The following is a 20,644-nucleotide window of genomic DNA, read 5'->3' on the forward strand; positions in this document are numbered from 1 at the left end:
GCGCCGAAGTCCTCGATCAAGTGATGATGGTGGAAGACCGGCTGATGGGGAAAGGCCCTGTCGAGGAAGGGACGTTGTAGCCAGAAAAAGCAAAATACACTGATTTACACGTCACATTATTTTTCTTAATGGTGGAAATGGAGGAACGCACATAGCTTATAATTCCGCAATTCTTAAGGCACGTCGCAAAGGTGCCACATGCCCCTCGATTATCGCCTCTCGCCAGACAGCCCCTTGCTCCGCGACGGAGTATTTCATCGCATAACATCCAAGTCTCTGCGGGGAGACCGCTTCGATCCTGCTGAGATCGAGCTGATCCGCAACGGCTTCGATTCTCTTCTCAGGCTAGACGATCCGGGAGGGCACGCGCCCTTTTCACTGATGCAGGTCGATGAGTTCCTGGCGCTTCTGAGCTTTCCAGGAATCACGTGGTTTGTCTCCAACAAGGCTCGATTAAATTCGAGGCAGGCTGCGTTGACCATTCTGGCCGGTATGCCGTGGCCGCTGTGGGATGGCCAAGAGCGGCAGGACATTTTGCTGAGGGTGTCGATGGCACAAGCCACCTTCCTCAAGAAGATGTTTACGTCGACAAACCGCCTGATCCCAATCCTTTTGAGTCTCCCTCCTGCTACTCCTTACTCCCCACGATCCAATGTCCATAACATTTGGCGAGGAATCTCCCGTATGTCGAGCCAGGACGTGACGCTGATCCGGCATGTCGCCAAAGCGTTGCGGATATATCTCCACTGTCTCGGCGGCTACTTGCTGCAGTGCGCGTTCAGTGAAATGAAGGGGCGCTACTGAGCTGGCGAATACCAAAGCGATGATCCATCATTGGCATCCGGTAAAGATTGTCCTCCTTTGGATTCTAGACATTGCGCTTCTGGTTGTTCTCTGGAAGCCCTGTGATACCGACTATATTTTTGGTTTTTCGATGAACGAGTGCTTTTATAGTCACAACATACTTCTCTGGTTAGCCCTGTCTTTCCCAGTATTCGTCATCACATGGAGATGGGCAAGCAGCCGAGAGAGGCAGCCATCTCGTGACGCCATTGACAAAGCGGATGCTTTGCAATCTGCGAGTAGTGAACCGGCAGGGTCGAGGACAACTGATCCAATAGCACCTTCCCTAATTGAGGCATCACCAGATTTAGCACGAGCAGTCGTTTTGCAATCACATAAAGACCGCAAGGTCTTAAGAATCAAAATTTTCGATGGAAGGGAAATGGATGTTGCGGTCAGGTACGAGATGCATCCATTCCACTCGGAGCACCTAGGGCCTTCCTTTATGGCTGTCAGATATCCCACGGAGAAGGGCAAAAGGTGGGTATGGGAGCGGATCAAATATAGTGACATTGCTGCCCTGGGGATCAGAGATCAGAAATATGATTTTCGCCTTCGCCTGGAGGATCACTATAAGCGCATCACAGAGAGTAAGATTTATAAGCAATTAGGGCTAATGATGGCAGGAGCATTGCTAGTTGTGCTCTGTAGTGGCTTTGCTGCAATGCTTCTAGCCATCCTTGTCAGCGATCATTTGCAGGTAGCCTCGTACAAGACAGCGTTCTGGTGGCTAGCTGGAACCATCGCAGCGTTCTTCTTTCTCTGGATGCTTAGACCAGGCGGAATACTGTTAGAGCCTGATGCACCTATGGAAGGTGAGGCAAGAGCTTTTATTGGAAGTCTATTCTACGGAGGCATCCTCGGTTCAGGCTATCTTTTTGTATTCGGTCTATTTTTGTTCCGACACACAATCCAGACGTTGGGCTGGACTGTTGTTCTCATGATGGCAATAGCCGCCTATCTTTCAGTTCCCAAAAATATTCAGGATAGATTTTTCGCTGCTTGGAGAAAAGCTATCTCGACGGGCTTGGGAAAGATGTCAATATTATTGCTGGCTGGCCTCTTTATTTTTTTCTTTGGGCACTACTTGAACGATCTCGGAGAACGGTATAACCACGTTTTGCGAACAATGGTCAATCTGCCTGTCCAAGACAATTCCAGTAAATAGCGGGCTACAAAACTTTGACTCAAACATACTCGTCCTTTGCGTGCCGTTGTACATCTGCACTGTGAATCTGAACATCCTGATTATCCTGGTGGAGTAGATCCTCGTCTGCGCGAGGGTGGCTCCTAGGGGCCTTCCAATGCCTCCCTTTCGAGCAGGGCAACTGCCTCTCCGTAACTCCTATTGGCGAGCCAATCTGGATTTTGTTCTTTGATCCTACTCCAAATGAGACCGTCATCCGGTGTTCGGATACCATGCCGCACATTCTCAAAAAAGTAGCGTTCATATCCGTTGTTCTGTTTTAGCCATGCTTCAGCGACATCCTCTACACTCGGACACTGTTTCTCTGCCTTCGTGGCAGTAGCAAGAATTAAGTCCGCGGCCGCTGGTGCACCGTCAAGCGTCGTCGTTGGCCACGGGATTTGAAGGAGACCGTTCCTGTCCACAGGCGTAATAGCGGCGGATGTCTTCGCGTCAAAGTGGTCAGCCCAGGGCTGCAGCCAGCCTGCAAGCTCGGCCCCTGCGCGGAACGACACTCCAACGCAGCCCCATGAACTTCCAATCTGCCCAGGAGAAGCTTTACACCACTCTGCCTTCCACAGCGCCTCTGCCTCAGCTATAAGCGCGGCCACATCCGCAATAGGCGCCTTGCAAGGGATCAAGATTGCCCGTCCTGCTGAGCCATTGGGTGATAAGGTCATTGTGAAGGTTCTCCCCCACGAGCTTGAGCGCCGACCGTAACGGATCGGTGCTCGCACAAAGACCTTCTTCTCAGTAGAGAGGCGTGACGTGCGCCAATCTCCTCTTTTTCCGTTATCCCAGAGAAGAGATCCAATGATCAATATCGAACCGTTCATTTTCTTAAGGTCATAAGACCATTTTTTTCAGAACCTTAATACCTGATCGTTGTTCTCTGCGGACCGATTAGGATGGAGAAAGTCGATCCGTCGTCTAGTTTCCCTTCTCCGGCCCATGATTCAGCATTTCCGTTAGCAATGAAATGACCTTTTCGTTTGTCATTACAGACGATGGTGCCTTCCGTGTTGGCCGCAGAAAACGGGACAAACATTTTCCCCTCGCACGACAACCCGTCAATATTTCTAACGGCAATCTCTGCATCGCTTCCCAAACTTCCGCTCGCAGACCCTCGTAGGATTTCATTGCTTTGTAACTTGATCGTCGCGGGAACTGTTGCAGAACAAGAAGCGAGTGAGAGGCTGCTAAAGAGAATGAGGGCTTTGCTCATGCTTGCTCCAAGTCAGGATGACAATGAGGAACACGTCTTCACGATCGTCGAGGAAAACGCCCGGAAGTCGTCCAGTTGCTCGGTGATAATGGCGTGAACCACATCCAGATTTAGGCGGGCGTATTCGTGCACGGCAATGTTGCAGAAGCCGACCATATGCTGCATACGGTTGGCGAGGTCGGTTGGAATGATGCCGGATGTCTGCAACAGCGTAAGGCATCGCGGCTGTCTTGTGGAACGCCCAGCTTCCGTTGACTCACGACATACATGGCGAGGTCGATGGCCGTTTCGCAGGCGCGCTGCAGATTCAGGATGATGGCATCTTGCTTGGTTTGGTTCGCAACGAGGTTCCGTTGATCGCCCGCGTATTCCTCCTCGATGCGACGAAGACATCGTTCGATGCTGGCGGCCTTGCTGAGAATGACGTCGTCAGCCATACACGAGCCCACGCTTGACGATCCCCTTGATGATAGCCCGCCGTTCCTCATTCAACCGGGCGTAGTCTGAATACGCGTACATTTCGAATTCGCGTCGCGCTTGTTGGTCCTGGGAAGCCAAGCATTCTCCGGTCGAGACGACCTGCATCCGCATCAGGGTTGAGGCGGTGCGCAGGTCTACAAGATCGACGTCGCGATGGAGTCGTACCGCCAGCTCCTGAGCCAATTCAAACCGCCGCAGGTTCGGAATCGGTGTGTGCGCCAACACGGCGAGATCCACATCGCTGTCGGGACGAGCGGTGCCCTTTGCGTGCGAGCCAAAACGATAGAGGGCGATGAGGTCTGGAACCGACTGCCTGATGTGCTCAATTAGCGCGTGGTCATCCATGCCGGACACCCTGTGTCGTGCGGCTCAGGCTACTGGTTCACTCTAGTCCTGTCAATCTGCCTGTGTTGGTCCTCGGCATGTTGAGAGGCTTCCCGCCGGCTGCGCTATTGGAGGCTCTTGACCAGGGTTTCGAACTGCTTGACAAGCGGCTGGCTCGTTGCCGCGGCGAACTCCACGAGCCAGTGGCGGACGTAGGCGAGATCGAGGTGTGGCTGTTTCAGTAAGATGCCTGTCACGTCTTCATGGTCGCGGGGGCGTGCGGCCAACATTTTGTGAACGATCAAGTCTTCGGGTGTGGCGAAGCGCACTTGGGCGTGGCTGATCGAGATGCGTGCGGCCCGATCGATGGCCTGGCGTTCATACGGAGTGAACGAGAAAATGAAATCAATTCGGATGCCGGTGGCCGGGTCCAAGCAAAGCAGCACCATCGTGTCTCTGGTGAAAGATTGAGGATCGACCAGCGGCGTGATCCGAAGGCTCGTCGCGACGGCGAGCAGGTCGGCCTGACGATCCACGTCGACTCCCGAGGGTGATGTCGATGTCGCGGGTCAATCGCATGTCGCCATTGAGCAAGACGGCCTGGCCGCCGATCACCATGTAGGGGAGATGCGCCTGGTCGAGCGCGCCTGCGAGACGCTCAAGGAGTTCGGCGAACATTGAGGGCTCGGAGGGCTCGTGCGAGGCGGATGTCTGTCTCGATTCCGACAAGGGCGTCGGCTGGTGGCCAGGCTCCCATGAGGCGCGCCTCTTCGTACAGGGCTTCCACGATCCGGAGGTTGGCCTCATGGTCGGCCGGCGTTCGGCGAGTGAAGTCGTGCTCGAAGGCTCGGACCAGGTCAGCGTTGGTGATCATACGGCGAAGGCTCCTCGTCGTTAGCACCGTAGGCTGAAGTATACCGGATTTGTGGGTGGAAATCCGTTGTGCAGGCTGCCATGCCATGAGTGTGTCTCCCAAGATTCACAGTGGCAGGATCGAGTCGGTTGCGGTATTGTTACCCTTCTTAGATATGGAAGGCTCCCATGATCGCGATCATCGACTACGGGATGGGCAATTTGCGCAGTGTCTCCAAAGCCTTCGAGGCGGTCGGGCATCAGGCCGTGGTGACGCGTGACGCGCGGGTCATCGGCAATGCGGGTCATGTCGTCCTACCGGGTGTCGGCGCGTTCGGCGACTGCATGGCGAACATCGAACAGTTTGGTTTGGTTGAACCGATCCGGGCGGCCGTCCAATCGGGCAAACCCTTTCTCGGGATCTGCCTGGGGCTGCAAGTCTTGTTCACCGAAAGCGAAGAGTTTGGCGTCCACAAGGGCCTCGATCTAATTTCTGGAACGGTGAAGCGATTCGGCATCGATCCTTCGTTGAAAGTCCCTCATATGGGATGGAACGAAGTCCGCTATGAGCGGAGGTGTCCGTTGTTTGACGGCATTGCCGACGGCGCCCATTGGTATTTTGTCCATTCGTATTATGTTCAGCCGACCGATCGCTCGCTGGCGGCCGCGACGACGACCTATGGAACGACGTTCGTGTCGGCCGTCTGGCGGGACAACGTCGTGGCGTGCCAGTTCCACCCGGAGAAGAGCCAGGCGGTGGGATTGCGATTGATCAAGAATTTCGGGGCCTGGAAGTGACCGGCGGCGTCATATATCGGGCGATAAGCTGGCTCGGCTGTTTCGCCGTCCTCGTTGGGATCGGAGCGGGGTGCAGCGGGTCGAAGGTCACGACGAGAGCGTCCGCCGAACTGCCCCGCTATACGATCAAGACAATCGCCGTCGTGCCGTTCAATTCGATCGCGACGCCGCAGGTTCAGGACCAGGGAGAATCCTACTTGTCGGCTCCGCCCAGTGTCCGGCGGTCCGATATTTCGGTGTCCGTCCCGTCGAATACCGAGCCGTTACGCCGGCAGACCGTGACCGTGCCGCCTTATGCGGCGGAGAAAATCACGCAGCTTTTCTGGGCCAAGCTTCAGAAGAAGGAGGGGTTGCGCGTGCTCGCAGGCGGCGAGGCTGCCAGGACGGTTGCCTCGGAAGCAACGACGCCTGAGTCAGTGGGCGCGGCGGCCGCCCAGCGATTGAAGGCCGATGCCGCGTTGATCGGCCAGGTGCGCGTCTATCAAGAGCGGGTTGGAAGCCGCTTGGGGGCAAGCCCGCCGGCGACGGTCGGGTTCGGAGTGAAGGTCGTCGCGGCGGACGGGCAAGTGCTCTGGGTCGGCAACTACTACGAACGTCAGCGGCCCATCACCGAAGATTTTATGGGCGCACTCCATCGCTGGGGCGCCTTCGTGGCGGCGGACGAGTTGGCGCAATATGGCGTCGATGAGCTGCTGAAGGAATTTCCGTTCGGAACGGAAGGAGCGCGGTAGCGTGCTTGTGATCCCAGCCATCGATCTGAAGGACGGGCGCTGCGTCCGCCTGCGGCAAGGCGACATGGCGGCCGAGACGGTCTATTCCGACGATGTGCCGGCGGTCGCACGAACGTGGCAGGAGCGCGGCGCCGCTCTCATCCATGTGGTGGACTTGAACGGGGCGGTGGAGGGCGAGCCGCGCAACCTGCCGCAGATCGAAGCCGTGATGAACAGCGTGCGCGTCAAGGTGCAGGTGGGCGGAGGGATCAGAACGATCGGGACTGTTCGACGGTATCTCCATGCCGGCGTGTCGCGGGTGGTGCTCGGCACGGCGGCGCTGACGGATCGAGCGTTTCTGGAGCAAGCCTGCCGGGAATTCCCGGGCCGCATTCTGCTCGGCCTCGACGCGCGTGACGGCAAGGTGGCGGTGAAGGGCTGGACGGCGGTGTCGGAAACGAGAGCCATCGATTTTTTGAAGGAAGTGTCCGGGTTGGCGATCGGCGCGGTCATCTATACCGACATCGCGCGAGACGGCATGCTGGGCGGACCGAATCTCCCGGCATTGCAAGAAGTCGTCGAACGTTCGCCTTTTCCGGTGATCGCATCCGGCGGGATCACCCGCGTCGAAGACGTGCTCGCCATACGCTCCCTGGGCCCTCGCATCGAAGGCGCCATCGTCGGCAAAGCGCTCTACGACGGCAAGCTGGACTATCGAGCGGCAGTCGAGGCCCTGAAGGTATGAGTGGAAGACCGGCTCCGCGTCACGCATCACTCGTCACACGTCACGGGGTACCATGCTGACGAAACGCATCATCCCCTGCTTGGACGTCAAGGACGGCCGGGTCGTCAAAGGGGTCAGCTTCGTGAATCTGCGCGATGCCGGCGATCCGGTTGAAGTCGCGGCCGTCTATGACCGCGAAGGGGCGGACGAACTGTGCTTCCTCGATATCACGGCCTCGCACGAGAACCGGAAGACGATCATCGATGTGGTGGAACAGACCGCCGCGCGCGTGTTCATGCCGGTGACGGTGGGCGGGGGCGTGCGGTCCCTCGATGACATCCGCGCGTTGCTCAATGCCGGCGCCGACAAGGTGAGCATCAACACCGCCGCCGTGCAGCGGCCCGAGTTCGTGAAGGAAGCGGCTCAGCGGTTCGGCACGCAGTGCATCGTCGTGGCGATCGATGCCAAACGGAGCGCGTCCCCCGGGCGATGGGAAGTGTTTACCCACGGCGGTCGGCGCGGCACGGGCCTGGACGCGATTGCCTGGGCCAAGCAGATGGAAGCGTACGGGGCGGGAGAAATTCTCCTGACCAGTATGGATCAAGACGGCCGGCAAAGCGGCTACGATTTGGGGCTTACGGCGGCGGTATCCGGGGCCGTCTCGGTGCCGGTCATTGCGAGCGGCGGAGCCGGGACGCTGGAACATCTGTATGACGGGTTTGCCACGGGAAGGGCGGATGCCGTCTTGGCCGCCTCGATTTTCCACTTTCGCACCTATACGATTCCTCAGGCCAAGGCCTATCTCCGCGAGCGAGGCATTCCCGTCCGGCTGGAATCGACAGCAGCGGCGGCGTGATTCGATGGGCGAAACGATGGGCAACGGATTGAAGTTCGACGCGCAGGGGCTGCTCCCGGCCGTGGTGCAGGATTGGCTGGACGGAACGGTCCTCATGGTGGGCTACATGAACGAGGAAGCTCTCGCCAAGACGCGGACGACCAAGTCCGTTCACTTTTGGAGCCGCTCCCGGCAGACGCTGTGGGAAAAAGGCGAGACCTCGGGTCACAAGCTGCACGTCAAGGAACTGTTCGTGGATTGCGATCGCGACACGATTCTCGTCAAAGCGCAGCCCGTGGGACCCACCTGCCACACCGGAGCACGCGCCTGTTTTTTTTCGAAAGTGGACGGGCCGGGGGAGGCCGAACGAGAGAAGACCGACGAAGCGTGGGGCGGCATCCTGGAAGCCGTGCTCCGGACGATTCACCGGCGGCGCGCGCAGCCGCAAGCCGGTTCCTACACCGCCAAGCTTTTCGAAGGCGGCCACGACAAAATCCTGAAAAAAGTAGCGGAAGAAGCCGGTGAAGTCCTGCTGGCGTCCAAGGGCGGCAAGAAGGACGAGATCGTGTACGAAGTCGCCGATTTGTTGTTCCACACCCTCATGGTTTTGGGCTATCACGACGTGCCGTTGCGGGACGTCTACGAGGAATTGGGCAAGCGGTTCGGCAAGGCGGGGCTCAGAACGGACAAGGGTGAAGTGAACAGGAGGACGCCGTGAACGACTGTATCTTCTGCCGCATCGTGCAGGGCCATATCCCGGCGAAGGTCATCTATCAGGACGAGCACACCCTCGCGTTCGACGATATTAACCCCCAGGCGCCGGTCCATTCGTTGATTATTCCGAAGCGGCATGTCGATTCGGTCCATGAGCTCCAAGAGTCCGATCAGGCTTTGCTGGGGCGCTTATTGCTGACCTGCAACCGGGTAGCCCGGGACAAGGGGCTTTCCGAGCGAGGCTTCCGCCTGGTGGCGAACACCGGTCGCGACGGAGGGCAGACGGTGGCGCACCTCCATTTTCATGTGTTGGGGGGGCGGCATCTTGGCTGGCCGCCCGGCTAGCGATGGTCGTGTGATCCCGGCTAAGGGATTCCCTCGTGTTTGACAGGCTTCGAAAAGGTCTGTTACCCTGAACGGTCAATTTTCCCAATACTTAGCAACCGACCCGCCCGGTCGTGTTCGGTGGGTATACAGGAGCTACGACTCTCGTGGGCCGAGGCTTGATTGCGGACGATATCATCAGCCAGATTAGAGACCGGGTTGATATCGCCGATATCGTCGGGCACCACGTCGCCTTAACCAAGGCCGGGCAGAATCTCAAGGGCTTGTGCCCCTTCCACCACGAAAAAAGTCCCTCCTTTACGGTCAGTCCCTCGCGGCAGATTTTTCACTGTTTCGGGTGCGGCGCAGGCGGCAACGTGTTCACCTTCCTGACCCGCATCACCGGCGCCAGTTTTCCTGAAGTGGTTCGAGACCTCGGCCGGAAGGTCGGTGTCGAAGTCCCGGAGTCCTCGACCCATGCCAAACAGTCGGCGCATGCGAATCGGCTGGAACAGCTGAATCAGGCGGCCGCGGCCTGGTTTCAGCGGAATCTTCTGGACGACCGTGCCGGGGGCGGGGCCCGTGACTATTTGGCCGGCCGCGGGATTGAACCGGAGACCATCAGTCGGTTCGGGATCGGCGTTGCGCCCGCCGAATGGGATGCGTTGCTCAAGGCGCTTACCCAGCAGGGGTTCACGCAGCAGGAACTGCTCGTCGCCGGCCTGATTACCGCCCGGGAAAGCGGCAGCGGCTATTTCGACAAATTCCGCGGCCGCGTCATGTTTACGATCACGGATCTTCGCAAACGTGTGGTCGGCTTCGGCGGCCGAGTGCTCGGTGACGGTCTGCCCAAATATCTCAATTCGCCGGACACGCCATTGTTTAAGAAAGGCCAAACGTTGTTCGCCTTCGATCAGGCCCGGGAAGCGATCGGCCGAACCAAAACCGTGGTCGTGGTCGAAGGTTATTTCGACGCGATCGCCCTCCATCAGGCCGGATTGACTCATACGGTGGCGACCCTCGGGACGGCGCTGACGCCCGAACACATCCATACGATCCGGCGCTTCGCCAGTCACGTCGTCCTCTTGTTCGATCCCGATGCGGCGGGTGTCCGCGCGGCCCTGAGAGGACTGGATTTGTTCGTGAACAGCGGGCTCGGCGTGAAGGTGATCACGCTGCCGGCGGGGGACGACCCCGATACGTTCATCCGAAAAGCGGGGCCGGAGGCCTTCGCCGGTCTGGAAGCGGGTGCGCCCAGTTTGCTGGACTACGCCCTCGAGCACAGTGTGAAGCAGGCGGCGGCCGGTTCGTTGGAAGGGCGCATCCGGAGCGTGGACGAGATCTTGCGCATCCTGCAAAAAAGCGAACATCCGATCGAACGCGAAGAGCGGCTCCGTGTCGTGGCGGAGCGGCTCGGCATCAGCCAGCAGCGGCTGATCGAGCGGTATCCGGCCCTGCTGTCCGGAACGAAGCGGGACAGCGGCCACCAGCCTGTCGCGCCGCGTCCTCCCGCGGCTGTGCCGCTTTTCAAGGGATCGCCCGAGGAACGGGATTTGGCGCTGTTGCTGCTCCAGGGCAAACTCACGGCGGCCGATGTGCGCCGGCTGCGTCCCGATGCCTTTACCGTGGCGGCCTGCCGGAAATTGGTCGAACTGGCGCTCGCCAATGTGGAGCGGGACGGACGCGTCGGCGTCCGGGCGCTGCTCGATGTCGCGGTCGACGATCCGGACTGCGGCGCCCTCGCGACCGAGCTGTCGCTGCGCGAGGAACATTTCGACGATGTCGCCGCGCATATCAAGGCCTGCTTCGACCGTCTCGATCTGAAGGGGGCGGAGCAGGTGCTGCGCGAGCTGATCGCCCGGCTCAAAGTCGCCGAACGCGAGGGACGTTGGGACGACGCGCGCCAGCTCAACGTCCAAGTGAACGAATTGCGGATGCGGAAAGCCGGCACGCCGACCGCCGGTGTCGTTTCATTGGTGAAGGAGTAGTTATGCCGAAACAAGAGTTGCTCGGTGAGGTGAAGAAGCTGATTTCGATCGGGAAGGAAAAGGGATTCCTGACCTATGACGAGTTGAACAACACCTTGCCGGCGGAAGTGGTGTCCTCGGACCAGTTCGGCAGCATCATGACGATGTTCGGAGAAATGGACATCGAAATCGTGGATGCGCCGGACGGCGAGCGGACGTCCAAGCGGTCCGAGAACGGCGATGCCGGCGACGACGGCGACGAGGCCGACGTCGACGCCGACGACGAGAATGAAAAGGCCATCGATCTGACCCCCGGCGCACTGAGCCGCACCGACGATCCGGTCCGCCTGTATCTCAAAGAAATGGGCAGCGTCGCGCTGCTGAGCCGCGAAGGCGAGATCGAAATCGCCAAGCGGATCGAAGAAGGCAAGAAGGACATCGCCGCCGTCATCTATAGCATGCCGATGACGATCGAGTTCGTCCTGGCGCTCCGCGACCAATTGAAAAATCAGAAGATCGACGTCCGTGAAATCGTGCCGGTGCAGGAGACGGAGGAGGACTTCGAGGAGGATCAGCAGCCGGTCGAGCGCGACTATGAAGAGCTGCGCGTCAAGACGCTCGACGCGCTCAACGCCGTCCGCAAAGTGTCGCTGGCGCTCAAAGCGTTGGCCGAGAAGGGCAAGCATGTCGGCAGCGACCCGGTAAAGCAGAAGAAGTTCAAGAAGCAGTTCGAACTCGTCCGCCAGCAGGTCGTGGACAAGATCGAATCGGTGAATCTGCACGGCGTACTCAAAGACCGGATGGTGCAGCGGGTCCGCGATCTGAACGTCCAGATCCGGGCGGCCGAACGCGAAGTGATCAGCTGCCAGCGGAAGATCGGGGTGCCGGGCGAGGCGGGCGCCGAGTTGCTCAAAAAAATGTGCCGGACGCGGCAGGATTTTTTGGCCGTCAAGCGCAAGACCGGCGTCTCCGAAGAGGCTCTGCAGGAAATCAAAAAGGTCTATCTGGCCGCCAAGGCGAAGATCCGCCAGCTGGAGACCGAGGAAGCGCTCGTCCCGGCGGAGGAGATCAAGGATGCCGTCAAGCATCTCGACGTGGCCGAGGAAAAGGTCAAGCGCGGCAAGGCTGAGCTGGTCGAGGCGAACTTGCGCCTCGTCGTCAGCATCGCCAAAAAATATACGAACCGCGGGCTCCAGTTTCTCGATTTGATCCAGGAAGGCAACATCGGCTTGATGAAGGCCGTCGACAAGTTCGAGTACAAGCGCGGGTATAAATTCAGCACGTACGCCACCTGGTGGATCCGCCAAGCCATCACCCGGGCGATCGCCGACCAGGCGCGGACGATCCGCATCCCGGTCCATATGATCGAAACCATCAACAAGTTGATCAGGACGTCCCGGCATTTGGTGCAGAAGCTCGGCCGCGAGCCGCTGCCGGAGGAAATCGCCGAGCGGATGGATCTGCCGTTGGACAAAGTCCGGAAGATTCTGAAGATCGCCCGCGAGCCGATCTCGCTCGAAACGCCGATCGGCGAGGAGGAAGACAGCCACCTGGGCGACTTCATCGAAGACAAGAAGGCCATTTCTCCGCTGGAGGCCGCGATCCGGTACGATTTGCAGCGGCAGATCAACAGCGCGTTGGAGACGCTCACGCCGCGCGAAGAAAAAGTCCTCCGCAAACGGTTCGGCATCGGCGAGGCCACGGACCATACGCTGGAGGAAGTCGGCCAGGACTTCGAGGTCACCCGCGAACGCATCCGGCAGATCGAAGCGAAAGCCCTGCGGAAATTACGGCATCCGAGCCGCAGTAAGAAGCTGAGAAGTTTCGTCGAGAGCCTCTAGCGGGCGGGTTTGACTCACGTGGCCGCGCGACCTAGAATCGACGACAGCGCAGGCCGAACTTCGCTGACCGGGCCCATAGCTCAGGTGGTTAGAGCGGCTGACTCATAATCAGCTGGTCCTAGGTTCAAGTCCTAGTGGGCCCACCAGGCGGGAACGTCTCGTCTCGGGAACGGGTTGCCGTCGTAGAAAGAGTCCGTTGAACCAGAAGCTCACACCCCTAGTCGCATTGCAGAAGGTGGACCTCCGGATCATGGAGGTCACCGACCTCCGCCGCAGGATCCCCGACCGCCTGCAGGCCGCCGAAGCCCCGTTGCGCGAAGCCGCGCAGGCCTTGCAGCAATCCACCGCCCAGATGGACGCGCTGGTCAAAGAGCGGCGCTCGCATGAAAAGGATCTGGACGCGCACGAGGCGCAGACGGAAAAGATGCGGTCGCGGCTCTCCGAGCTCAAGACGAACAAGGAATACCAAGCCCATCTGTTTGAAATCGAATTGGCCAACAAGAAGCGCGGCGATTTCGAGGAAAAGATCCTCGTCTGCATGGAGCAGATCGACCAGCTGCAACGCCGTGTGAAAGAGATGCAGGAACAGGTGAAGGCGCTGGAAGCGGCGTTCGCGCGGGAAAAGACGGCGCTCGAAGAACAGGACCGGGCGCTGGCCGAGGAGCTGGCGGGATTGGAGGCGCAGCAGCGGGAAGCCGCCGCCGGCGTCGAGAAGCCTCTGCTGGAGCGGTACAACCAGATCAAGGCGGCGAGAAAGGACCAGGCCCTCGCGGCGGTGCGCGACGGCATCTGCGCCGGCTGCCGCCTGCAGATCCCGCCCCAACTGATCGCCCAGGTGAAACGATCCGAGGATCTGCACGTGTGTCCCTATTGCCGGCGGATGCTCTATTGGGAAGGAGAGCCGGTGACGGGAGGCGGGCCGAGTGCGGGCGGCAGACCGGCCGATCTGGAGATGGGAGAGTCGGTCTAAGGAGGGAGGGCTCATGGTGAGATGGATAAAGCCGGGCATTTGTTGCGCAGTCGCCTGCGGGCTGCTGAGCATGTCGCCGATGGTTCATGCGGACGACGGCATGAACGGCATGGTGGTAGTGGAGGGAATCTCCGTGCCGGACATCGCACCCTTGCCCGCGTATGTTCCGACTCCACCCACGAATCTGAGTTACGTCCAGAAGGTCGAACTGGGAAAACAACTGTACTTCGACACGAGATTATCGAAGAACAATTCCGTGTCATGCGCCTTCTGTCACAACCCCGGCACCGGGTTCGCGGATGCGCGCCAGTTCTCGATCGGGGCGTTCGGCACGGCCGGCGGGCGGCAGGCGCCGACCGTCTACAACACCGGCTTTCTGCCGTTGCAGTTCTGGGACGGCCGCGCCGGGTCGTTGGAAGAGCAGGCCATCGGTCCCATCCACAATCCGATCGAGATGGCGGAGACACACGAGACGGTCGTGCCGAAGATCGCCAAGATTCCCGGCTATCAAAAACAATTCCAATTGGTCTTCGGCGGCGGCGCGAGCCTGCAACATATCGCGGAAGCGATCGCGGCCTTCGAGCGGACGATCGTGTCGCAGAACAGCGCCTTCGACAAGTACGTGCTCGGCGATCAGAAGGCCATGGACGAGGCGGCCGTGCGCGGCATGGCGCTCTTCAAAGGCAAGGCCCGCTGTATCCTCTGCCATAACGGGCCGAACTTCACCGACAACCAATTCCATAACCTCGGTGTGCCCCAGGCGGGGCCGCTCAAGGAGGACTTGGGTCGCTTCTTGGTGTCCCGCCGAGAGCACGATAAGGGCGCGTTCAAAACACCGACACTCCGCAGCATTGTCGAAACGGCGCCCTACATGCACGACGGCGTGTTCAAGACGCTGGAAGAGGTCATCGAATTCAAGAACACCGGCGGGCGTGCCAATCCGAATCTCAGCCCGCTGATGAAGCCGCTCAATCTGACGGCGGAGGAAAAGGCGGATCTCATCGCGTTCTTGAGGGCCCTGACCGGCGAGCCGCTAAAAATCACGATGCCGAAGCTGCCCAAATAGCGTACGGCGGATAGGCCCTTACGTCTGGGAGGGTTCGCTCAGCACGGCCTGCGTGGTTTTGAAATGCAGCTTGGCGACGGTCGCCAACCGCTCACGGCCGTGTTTCTTCACGATCATGCGGGCCGCCAACTCGACGGCCGGGGAGGCGCCTTTGGGGAGCGTCGTGCCGACTTCATCGGACAAGCGTTTGAGTCTGACCAAAAACTCCGCCCGGGCCAGGATTGAGGCGGCCGCGACGGCCAAGTCCGATTCCGCTTTGGTCCGCTGCTCCAGAACGATCTTCCGTCCCTTTTCCTGAAGCGCGTTCAGGATGAGCCGCTCGTCGCCGAACTGGTCCGAAATCGCCCGCTCGCAAGCGATGCCCCGCTCCAGTAAGTTCTCCAATGCCTTGGCATGGCCCCAGGCGAGGAGGCGATTCAAATTGTTGATCTTCGCGTAAAGCTCGTTGTACTTCTGCGGGCCGATCGCGATGACGCTGTGCGGGCAGATCGTCTTGATATCCGGCGCCATCTCCAAGATCCGTCCGTCCGAAATCTTCTTGCTGTCCCGCACCTGCATCAACGCCAGCTCGCTCTGCGTGGTCGCATCGACAAAGACCGCCGCGATGACCAGCGGGCCGAAGTAGTCCCCCTTGCCCGATTCGTCGATCCCGATGCGCTCAATCGCCGCCACGTGACGAGCCTCCCGGTGGAAAATGCGGATGGGGCGCGGTAATCTACCGGATCGTTTCGGATCGGTCAATTTGTCGCGTGTCGAATCGGGGGGAAGAGACTATGCGGACATCGGCATGGAGAAAGGGCCTGCTGGCCGCGCTCGTCGTGGCGGTCATGGCGCCGGGGCTCTTCGGATGTGAGACCAATCCCTATACGGGGCGGCGCCAGCTCCTCATGACGTCGGTCTCGGATGAAATGCAGATGGGGGCGCAAGCGTACGACCAGATCAAGAACGATCCGAAAATGAAGCTCTCGCAGGATCCACGGGAGATCGAACCGGTCAAACGTGTCGCCGCCCGGATCGTCGAGGCCGCGAAGCGATCGAAGTATGCCGAGATGGCGCAGCAGTTCCAGTGGGAAGTGTCGGTGATCAAGGACGATAAGACGGCCAACGCCTTCGCGCTCCCCGGCGGCAAGATGGCGGTCTATACGGGGATCTTTCCGGTGGCGAAAACTGAAGCGGGGCTGGCCGCCGTGATGGGCCATGAGGTGGTACATGCCCTCGCGCGGCACGGGGCGGAACGTATGAGCCAAGGGCAACTGACCAATGCCGCTCTCCAAGTCGCCGGAGCGGCAGCGGGGGCGAGCGGCGGAGGAGGGCTCGTGTCCCAGGCCGCCATGGCAGCGCTCGGAGTCGGCGCGCAAGTCGGCGTCCTGCTGCCGTTCAGCCGGAAGCATGAATCCGAGGCCGACTACATCGGCATCCTGTTGGCGGCGGATGCCGGCTACGATCCGCGCGAGTCGGTGCAGCTATGGGAGCGGATGCAGCAACTGTCCGCGGGCGGCGGGCCGGCGGAGTTTTTGTCGACCCATCCGGGGCACGGCACGAGGATTCAGCAGCTCAAAGAATGGATGCCCGAGGCGATGGCCATTTATCAAAAGCGGACTCCCATGCCGCCGGCCGAGTTGCCGCCTGTGGCCGGACGCTGACGCAGCCGGTTCTTGTCAGGAGCCTCCGTCGTCCTTATACTAAGTCCTGCGCGGGTGCGAAGACCGGGTGATCGCTCGATACTCCGGTATCGGGAGGAAAGTCCGGACTCCATGGGCAGGGCGCTGGGTAACTCCCAGGCGGAGCAATCCGACACCGGCACCACAGAAAACAAACCGCCGATGGCCAAGGCGACGGGATCCCATCTGGTCGCTGCGGCTCAGGTAAGGGTGAAACGGCGGGGTAAGAGCCCACCGCGGCGGTGGTGACATCGCCGGCACGGTAAGCGTCGCCCGGTGCAAGGCCAAATAGGAAGACACCTGGCCGCTCGCAAGAGTGGCACAGAACGGCCGGCCCGGCCGAGTCTTCGGGTAGGTCGCTTGAGGTTCGGGGCAACTCGAATCCCAGAGAAATGATCATCCATGCAGCGGCGCAAGCCGCCGCAGGACAGAATCCGGCTTATAGGTCTTCGCCCCGCGCACTATACACTTTTCCTCGGAATGCGGACGGTCCTATTGACGCTTCACCGTGAGGATGGTAGGATCGGCCGTCCTTTCCCCTTGATTTTCACAAAGTTGTAAGCTGCGAAGGCGTCGTGTCACCTGGAGAGTCGAACTGTTCCCTCTGCTGGGTATCTACCGGTAGACCGGGAGGGAGGTAGTGATATGAAGCTGAATGGAGCGGAAATCCTGCTGGAAAGTCTCAGGCGCGAGGGCGTCAAGACTCTCTTCGCGCTGCCCGGCGGCGTGGTCCTTAAGATTTTCGATATGCTGCACCAGCAGAAGGATATTCAAGTCATTTTGACCAGGCATGAGCAGGGGGCCGGTCACATGGCGGAGGGCTATGCGAAAGCCACCGGCAAAGCCGGCGTCGCGCTGGTTACCTCGGGTCCCGGCATGACGAACGTGATTACAGCCCTCGCCGACGCGTACATGGATTCCGTGCCATTGGTCTGCATCAGCGGGCAGGTCCCGACCAGCCTGATCGGCAACGATGCGTTCCAGGAAGCGGATAACGTCGGTCTCAGCCGTCCCTGCACGAAGTACAACTTCCTCGTCAAGGATGTGAATGACCTGGCACAGACCATCAAAGAAGCGTTTTATATCGCGACAACCGGACGTCCGGGCCCCGTGCTGGTCGACATTCCCAAAGACGTGTCGATGAACAAGGCCGACTTCGTCTATCCCAGTTCGGTCTCTATCCGCGGCTACAACCCGACGTACGAAGGCAACAAGTGGCAGATCAAGCAGGCGGCCGAGGCCATCATGAAGGCCAAGAAGCCGATCCTCTACGTGGGCGGCGGCGTGGTCTTCTCGGGCGCCTCGCAAGAGTTGTTGGAATTGGCCGAGATGACGCAGATTCCCGTCGATATGACGCTGATGGGATTGGGCGCGTTTCCCGGCGAACACCCGCTGTCACTCGGCATGCTGGGCATGCACGGGACCTATCAGGCCAACATGGCGATGCACTATTCCGATCTCGTCATCGCGATCGGCGCGCGCTTCGACGACCGCGTGACCGGCAAGGTCTCCGAGTTTTGCCCCTACGCCAAGATCATCCATGTCGATATCGATCCGACGTCGATCCGCAAGAACATCCATGTCGACATTCCGATCGTCGGCGATTGCAAGACTGTGTTGCGTGAGTTGAACCAGCTCCTGCGTGCGACGGTGAACGGCGAGCAGAAAGATCTGCGCAAGCCCTGGTGGGACCAGATCCGCGAATGGGAACGGGCGCACCCCCTGACCTATCAGCAGGACCCGGACGGGGCGATCAAGCCGCAGCACGTCGTGAAACGCCTCTATGAATTGACCAAGGACCGCGACCCGATCGTCTCCACCGACGTGGGGCAGCATCAAATGTGGGCGGCGCAGTACTTCAAGCTGGCCAAGCCGAACCGCTGGCTCACGTCCGGAGGACTCGGCACGATGGGATTCGGCTTCCCGGCCGCCATGGGGGCTCAGGCGGCGTTTCCAGGACGGCTCGTCCTGTGCATCGCAGGCGACGGCAGCATTCAGATGAACATGCAGGAAATGGCCACCGCGGTCGTGAGCAAGCTGCCGGTGAAGATCATCATCCTGAATAACCGGTTCCACGGCATGGTTCGGCAATGGCAGGACCTGTTCTATGAGGGCCGCTATGCTTCCAGCTATCTCGACACGACTCCGGACTTCGTCAAACTGGCGGATGCTTATGGGGCCGTCGGTTTGCGAGCGAGCAAGGTGAGCGACCTGGACGGTGTGCTGAAAGAGGCGATCGCCGTCGATCGGCCGGTCATCGTGGATGTGCCGACGTATCAATTCGAGAACTGCTATCCGATGATCCCGGCCGGGGGCTGCAACCACGAAATGATTCTCGAAGATCCGCCGGAGCTGAAAAAGAAGCAGACCGGTGCCCACAAGGTCACGCCGGAAGATAAAGATACCGTGCTAACGGCATAGGAACGGGAGCGTATAGCGTATAGCCGATGACAGAGAGGGGGGGCCGATCACCCTCGTTACGAGCCATAAGCCATCGGCCATAAGCTCTTCGAGTCAACCATGGAGCACATCATTTCAGTCACGGTGGAAAACAAGTTCGGCGTGCTATCGCGCGTGGCCGGACTATTCAGTGGGCGGGGATTCAACATCGAGAGTCTCTCCGTCGCGCCGACGCTCGACCCCTCGATGTCGCAGATGACGATCGTGACGTCCGGCGACGAGCGGATCATCGAGCAGATCGTGAAGCAGTTGAACAAGCTCATCGACGTGATCAAGGTCGTCGATCTGAACGAAACCGAATTCGTCTCCCGCGAAACGGCGCTCATCAAAGTCCACACCAGGCCGGAGGACCGGGCCGAGGCCCTGCGGATCGTCGACATTTTCCGGGCGAACGTCATCGATTCCACCCCGGGGACGTACACCATCGAAGTCACCGGCGACCCGAAAAAGATCGAAGCGATCATCAATCTCTTGCAGCCGCTCGGCATCAAGGAATTGATCCGCACCGGCCGGGTCGCGGTGGCCCGCGAGCCGGTCCGCCCGGCGGTGACGCAGGGCAAGAAGATCGCGCGCGAATAGCTCCGCCGAATCGTCACGTCGGCCCTAGCCTCAAGGAACATGTCGTAGAAGGAGCACAGCATGAACATCTATTACGATAAGGACGCAGACATTCAACAGATCCGCAACAAAAAGGTGGCGGTCATCGGCTACGGCAGCCAGGGCCACGCGCATGCCCTCAACATGAAAGAGAGCGGCGTCTCGGTCGTGATCGGTCTCCGGGAAGGGGCATCGTGGAAAAAGGCCGAGCAGAGCGGGCTCAAAGTCATGCCGGTGGCGGATGCGGTGAAGACCGCGGACGTCATCATGATTCTGGCGCCGGACGAGGCGCAGGCGGCGATCTATCGGCAGGAAATTGCGCCGAATCTCAAGCCCGGTTCCTACTTGGCCTTCGGCCATGGCTTCAACATCCATTTCGGGCAAATCGTTCCGCCGGCCTCCGTCAACGTCTTCATGGTGGCGCCGAAGGGGCCGGGCCATCTCGTGCGGTCCGAGTACACGAAGGGCAGCGGAGTGCCCTGTCTCCTCGCCGTTCACCAGGACCCCAGCGGCAATACGAAGCAGGTCGGCCTGGCCTACGCCAGTGCGATCGGCGGCGGGCGAGCCGGCGTCATTGAAACGAACTTCCGCGAAGAAACCGAGACCGACTTGTTCGGCGAACAGGCCGTGCTTTGCGGCGGCCTCACGTCGTTGATCCAGGCCGGCTACGAAACGCTGGTGGAGGCCGGCTACTCGCCCGAGATGGCCTATTTCGAGTGTCTGCATGAAGTGAAGCTCATCGTCGATCTCATTTATCAAGGCGGCATCGCCAACATGCGGTACTCCATCAGCACGACGGCGAAGTACGGCGACGTCACGCGCGGGCCGCGGGTGGTGACCGAGCAGACCAAGCAGGAAATGAAGAAGATCCTGACCGAGATCCAGACCGGCCAGTTCGCGAAAGAATGGGTGCTCGAGAACCAAGCCAATCGGCCGGTGTATAATGCTTTGTTGGCCAAAGGCGAAGCGCATCCCATCGAAGCGGTCGGAGCCAAGCTGCGGGCGATGATGCCGTGGCTCAAGAAAGACCAGCTCGTCGATAAGACGAAGAATTGAGGACCATCGCC

The 20,644-nt window shown here is 59.8% G+C and carries 22 protein-coding genes, 1 tRNA gene, 1 other RNA gene and 1 pseudogene; 18 read left to right on the forward strand and 7 right to left on the reverse strand.

Annotated features, from left to right (window positions below; translation table 11 throughout):
* Nucleotides 1-198 precede the first annotated feature (198 nt).
* Both NITMOv2_RS03820 and NITMOv2_RS03825 read left to right on the forward strand, forming a co-directional pair.
* Nucleotides 199-804, forward strand: a complete 606-nt coding sequence (locus NITMOv2_RS03820; protein ID WP_053378629.1) for a hypothetical protein — start codon at nt 199-201, stop codon at nt 802-804.
* Nucleotides 805-823: 19 nt separating this feature from the next.
* Nucleotides 824-2,011: a hypothetical protein gene (locus tag NITMOv2_RS03825; RefSeq protein ID WP_145976161.1), complete on the forward strand. Its 1,188-nt coding sequence runs from the start codon at nt 824-826 to the stop codon at nt 2,009-2,011.
* Between the two features lie 122 nt (nt 2,012-2,133).
* On the opposite strand, the gene NITMOv2_RS03830 is transcribed toward NITMOv2_RS03825, so the two are convergent.
* From NITMOv2_RS03830 to NITMOv2_RS03850, 6 genes and pseudogenes are all read right to left on the reverse strand, one after another.
* On the reverse strand, nt 2,134-2,640 hold the full coding sequence (locus NITMOv2_RS03830) for a hypothetical protein (RefSeq protein WP_145976162.1): 507 nt from the start codon (nt 2,638-2,640) through the stop codon (nt 2,134-2,136).
* A gap of 260 nt (nt 2,641-2,900) precedes the next feature.
* Nucleotides 2,901-3,254 (reverse strand): hypothetical protein, encoded by a 354-nt coding sequence (locus NITMOv2_RS23245; protein ID WP_145976163.1) that lies wholly within the window; start codon nt 3,252-3,254, stop codon nt 2,901-2,903.
* Between the two features lie 12 nt (nt 3,255-3,266).
* Nucleotides 3,267-3,691 (reverse strand): annotated as a pseudogene (hepT, locus tag NITMOv2_RS24350) (type VII toxin-antitoxin system HepT family RNase toxin).
* A complete protein-coding gene (gene mntA / locus NITMOv2_RS03840) occupies nt 3,684-4,079 on the reverse strand; it encodes a type VII toxin-antitoxin system MntA family adenylyltransferase antitoxin (protein ID WP_053378632.1) in 396 nt (131 codons plus the stop codon). Before mntA ends, hepT begins: the two are co-directional and overlap by 8 nt.
* A gap of 104 nt (nt 4,080-4,183) precedes the next feature.
* Nucleotides 4,184-4,594, reverse strand: a complete 411-nt coding sequence (locus tag NITMOv2_RS03845; RefSeq protein WP_053378633.1) for a nucleotidyltransferase — start codon at nt 4,592-4,594, stop codon at nt 4,184-4,186.
* 122 nt (nt 4,595-4,716) lie between these two features.
* Nucleotides 4,717-4,932: a hypothetical protein gene (locus NITMOv2_RS03850; protein WP_053378634.1), complete on the reverse strand. Its 216-nt coding sequence runs from the start codon at nt 4,930-4,932 to the stop codon at nt 4,717-4,719.
* 167 nt (nt 4,933-5,099) lie between these two features.
* Here NITMOv2_RS03850 and hisH point away from each other — a divergent pair, with 167 nt between their 5' ends.
* From hisH to NITMOv2_RS03905, 11 genes are all read left to right on the forward strand, one after another.
* On the forward strand, nt 5,100-5,708 hold the full coding sequence (hisH, locus tag NITMOv2_RS03855) for an imidazole glycerol phosphate synthase subunit HisH (RefSeq protein WP_053378635.1): 609 nt from the start codon (nt 5,100-5,102) through the stop codon (nt 5,706-5,708).
* The gene (locus NITMOv2_RS03860) at nt 5,705-6,439 is read left to right on the forward strand and encodes a hypothetical protein (protein ID WP_053378636.1); all 735 of its coding nucleotides are present in this window, start codon (nt 5,705-5,707) and stop codon (nt 6,437-6,439) included. The genes hisH and NITMOv2_RS03860 overlap by 4 nt, the downstream gene beginning before the upstream one ends.
* Before the next feature lies 1 nt (nt 6,440).
* Nucleotides 6,441-7,163, forward strand: a complete 723-nt coding sequence (gene hisA / locus NITMOv2_RS03865) for a 1-(5-phosphoribosyl)-5-[(5-phosphoribosylamino)methylideneamino]imidazole-4-carboxamide isomerase (protein ID WP_053378637.1) — start codon at nt 6,441-6,443, stop codon at nt 7,161-7,163.
* Nucleotides 7,164-7,215: 52 nt separating this feature from the next.
* On the forward strand, nt 7,216-7,998 hold the full coding sequence (hisF, locus tag NITMOv2_RS03870; RefSeq protein ID WP_053378638.1) for an imidazole glycerol phosphate synthase subunit HisF: 783 nt from the start codon (nt 7,216-7,218) through the stop codon (nt 7,996-7,998).
* 4 nt (nt 7,999-8,002) lie between these two features.
* On the forward strand, nt 8,003-8,695 hold the full coding sequence (hisIE, locus tag NITMOv2_RS03875) for a bifunctional phosphoribosyl-AMP cyclohydrolase/phosphoribosyl-ATP diphosphatase HisIE (RefSeq protein ID WP_083447724.1): 693 nt from the start codon (nt 8,003-8,005) through the stop codon (nt 8,693-8,695).
* Nucleotides 8,692-9,036, forward strand: coding sequence for a histidine triad nucleotide-binding protein (locus tag NITMOv2_RS03880; protein WP_053378639.1), 345 nt, complete (start codon nt 8,692-8,694; stop codon nt 9,034-9,036). Before hisIE ends, NITMOv2_RS03880 begins: the two co-directional genes overlap by 4 nt.
* A gap of 146 nt (nt 9,037-9,182) precedes the next feature.
* Complete coding sequence (gene dnaG, locus NITMOv2_RS03885) at nt 9,183-11,003, forward strand: DNA primase (protein ID WP_053378640.1); 1,821 nt, start codon at nt 9,183-9,185, stop codon at nt 11,001-11,003.
* A gap of 2 nt (nt 11,004-11,005) precedes the next feature.
* Nucleotides 11,006-12,823 (forward strand): RNA polymerase sigma factor RpoD, encoded by a 1,818-nt coding sequence (gene rpoD, locus NITMOv2_RS03890; protein WP_053378641.1) that lies wholly within the window; start codon nt 11,006-11,008, stop codon nt 12,821-12,823.
* Nucleotides 12,824-12,892: 69 nt separating this feature from the next.
* Nucleotides 12,893-12,969 (forward strand) — tRNA-Ile (locus tag NITMOv2_RS03895).
* Nucleotides 12,970-13,058: 89 nt separating this feature from the next.
* The gene (locus NITMOv2_RS24595; protein WP_420799889.1) at nt 13,059-13,793 is read left to right on the forward strand and encodes a zinc ribbon domain-containing protein; all 735 of its coding nucleotides are present in this window, start codon (nt 13,059-13,061) and stop codon (nt 13,791-13,793) included.
* Between the two features lie 13 nt (nt 13,794-13,806).
* Entirely contained in the window at nt 13,807-14,859 is a 1,053-nt protein-coding gene (locus NITMOv2_RS03905; RefSeq protein ID WP_083447726.1) for a cytochrome-c peroxidase, read from the forward strand.
* Between the two features lie 18 nt (nt 14,860-14,877).
* Here the strand turns inward: NITMOv2_RS03905 and rnhC are convergent, their stop codons facing one another.
* Nucleotides 14,878-15,531 (reverse strand): ribonuclease HIII, encoded by a 654-nt coding sequence (gene rnhC, locus NITMOv2_RS03910; RefSeq protein ID WP_238590454.1) that lies wholly within the window; start codon nt 15,529-15,531, stop codon nt 14,878-14,880.
* 101 nt (nt 15,532-15,632) lie between these two features.
* Between rnhC and NITMOv2_RS03915 the strand changes: the two genes are divergently transcribed.
* The 5 genes from NITMOv2_RS03915 to ilvC all read left to right on the forward strand — a co-directional run bounded on the left by NITMOv2_RS03915 (nt 15,633) and on the right by ilvC (nt 20,633).
* The gene (locus tag NITMOv2_RS03915) at nt 15,633-16,502 is read left to right on the forward strand and encodes a M48 family metallopeptidase (RefSeq protein ID WP_053378643.1); all 870 of its coding nucleotides are present in this window, start codon (nt 15,633-15,635) and stop codon (nt 16,500-16,502) included.
* A 55-nt stretch (nt 16,503-16,557) separates the two neighbouring features.
* Nucleotides 16,558-16,978: RNase P RNA component class A (rnpB, locus tag NITMOv2_RS22310), an RNA gene on the forward strand.
* Nucleotides 16,979-17,165: 187 nt separating this feature from the next.
* On the forward strand, nt 17,166-18,941 hold the full coding sequence (ilvB, locus tag NITMOv2_RS03920) for a biosynthetic-type acetolactate synthase large subunit (protein ID WP_053378644.1): 1,776 nt from the start codon (nt 17,166-17,168) through the stop codon (nt 18,939-18,941).
* Between the two features lie 99 nt (nt 18,942-19,040).
* Nucleotides 19,041-19,559, forward strand: coding sequence for an acetolactate synthase small subunit (gene ilvN / locus NITMOv2_RS03925; protein WP_053378645.1), 519 nt, complete (start codon nt 19,041-19,043; stop codon nt 19,557-19,559).
* Between the two features lie 60 nt (nt 19,560-19,619).
* On the forward strand, nt 19,620-20,633 hold the full coding sequence (ilvC, locus tag NITMOv2_RS03930; RefSeq protein ID WP_053378646.1) for a ketol-acid reductoisomerase: 1,014 nt from the start codon (nt 19,620-19,622) through the stop codon (nt 20,631-20,633).
* Nucleotides 20,634-20,644 lie beyond the last annotated feature (11 nt).

This window comes from Nitrospira moscoviensis (genome assembly GCF_001273775.1).
In the GTDB taxonomy this organism is placed as follows: Bacteria; Nitrospirota; Nitrospiria; order Nitrospirales; family Nitrospiraceae; genus Nitrospira_D; species Nitrospira_D moscoviensis.

Excerpts from the sequence above, each read along its gene's own strand:
- ilvN (WP_053378645.1), top strand. The coding sequence starts at position 19,041 with ATGGAGCACATCATTTCAGTCACGGTGGAAAACAAGTTCGGCGTGCTA.
- NITMOv2_RS03850 (WP_053378634.1), bottom strand. The coding sequence starts at position 4,932 with ATGATCACCAACGCTGACCTGGTCCGAGCCTTCGAGCACGACTTCACT.
- NITMOv2_RS03915 (WP_053378643.1), top strand. The coding sequence starts at position 15,633 with ATGCGGACATCGGCATGGAGAAAGGGCCTGCTGGCCGCGCTCGTCGTG.
- hisH (WP_053378635.1), top strand. The coding sequence starts at position 5,100 with ATGATCGCGATCATCGACTACGGGATGGGCAATTTGCGCAGTGTCTCC.
- NITMOv2_RS23245 (WP_145976163.1), bottom strand. The coding sequence starts at position 3,254 with ATGAGCAAAGCCCTCATTCTCTTTAGCAGCCTCTCACTCGCTTCTTGT.
- hisF (WP_053378638.1), top strand. The coding sequence starts at position 7,216 with ATGCTGACGAAACGCATCATCCCCTGCTTGGACGTCAAGGACGGCCGG.
- NITMOv2_RS03905 (WP_083447726.1), top strand. The coding sequence starts at position 13,807 with ATGGTGAGATGGATAAAGCCGGGCATTTGTTGCGCAGTCGCCTGCGGG.
- NITMOv2_RS03820 (WP_053378629.1), top strand. The coding sequence starts at position 199 with ATGCCCCTCGATTATCGCCTCTCGCCAGACAGCCCCTTGCTCCGCGAC.
- rpoD (WP_053378641.1), top strand. The coding sequence starts at position 11,006 with ATGCCGAAACAAGAGTTGCTCGGTGAGGTGAAGAAGCTGATTTCGATC.
- ilvB (WP_053378644.1), top strand. The coding sequence starts at position 17,166 with ATGAAGCTGAATGGAGCGGAAATCCTGCTGGAAAGTCTCAGGCGCGAG.
- ilvC (WP_053378646.1), top strand. The coding sequence starts at position 19,620 with ATGAACATCTATTACGATAAGGACGCAGACATTCAACAGATCCGCAAC.
- hisIE (WP_083447724.1), top strand. The coding sequence starts at position 8,003 with ATGGGCGAAACGATGGGCAACGGATTGAAGTTCGACGCGCAGGGGCTG.
- mntA (WP_053378632.1), bottom strand. The coding sequence starts at position 4,079 with ATGGATGACCACGCGCTAATTGAGCACATCAGGCAGTCGGTTCCAGAC.
- NITMOv2_RS03825 (WP_145976161.1), top strand. The coding sequence starts at position 824 with ATGATCCATCATTGGCATCCGGTAAAGATTGTCCTCCTTTGGATTCTA.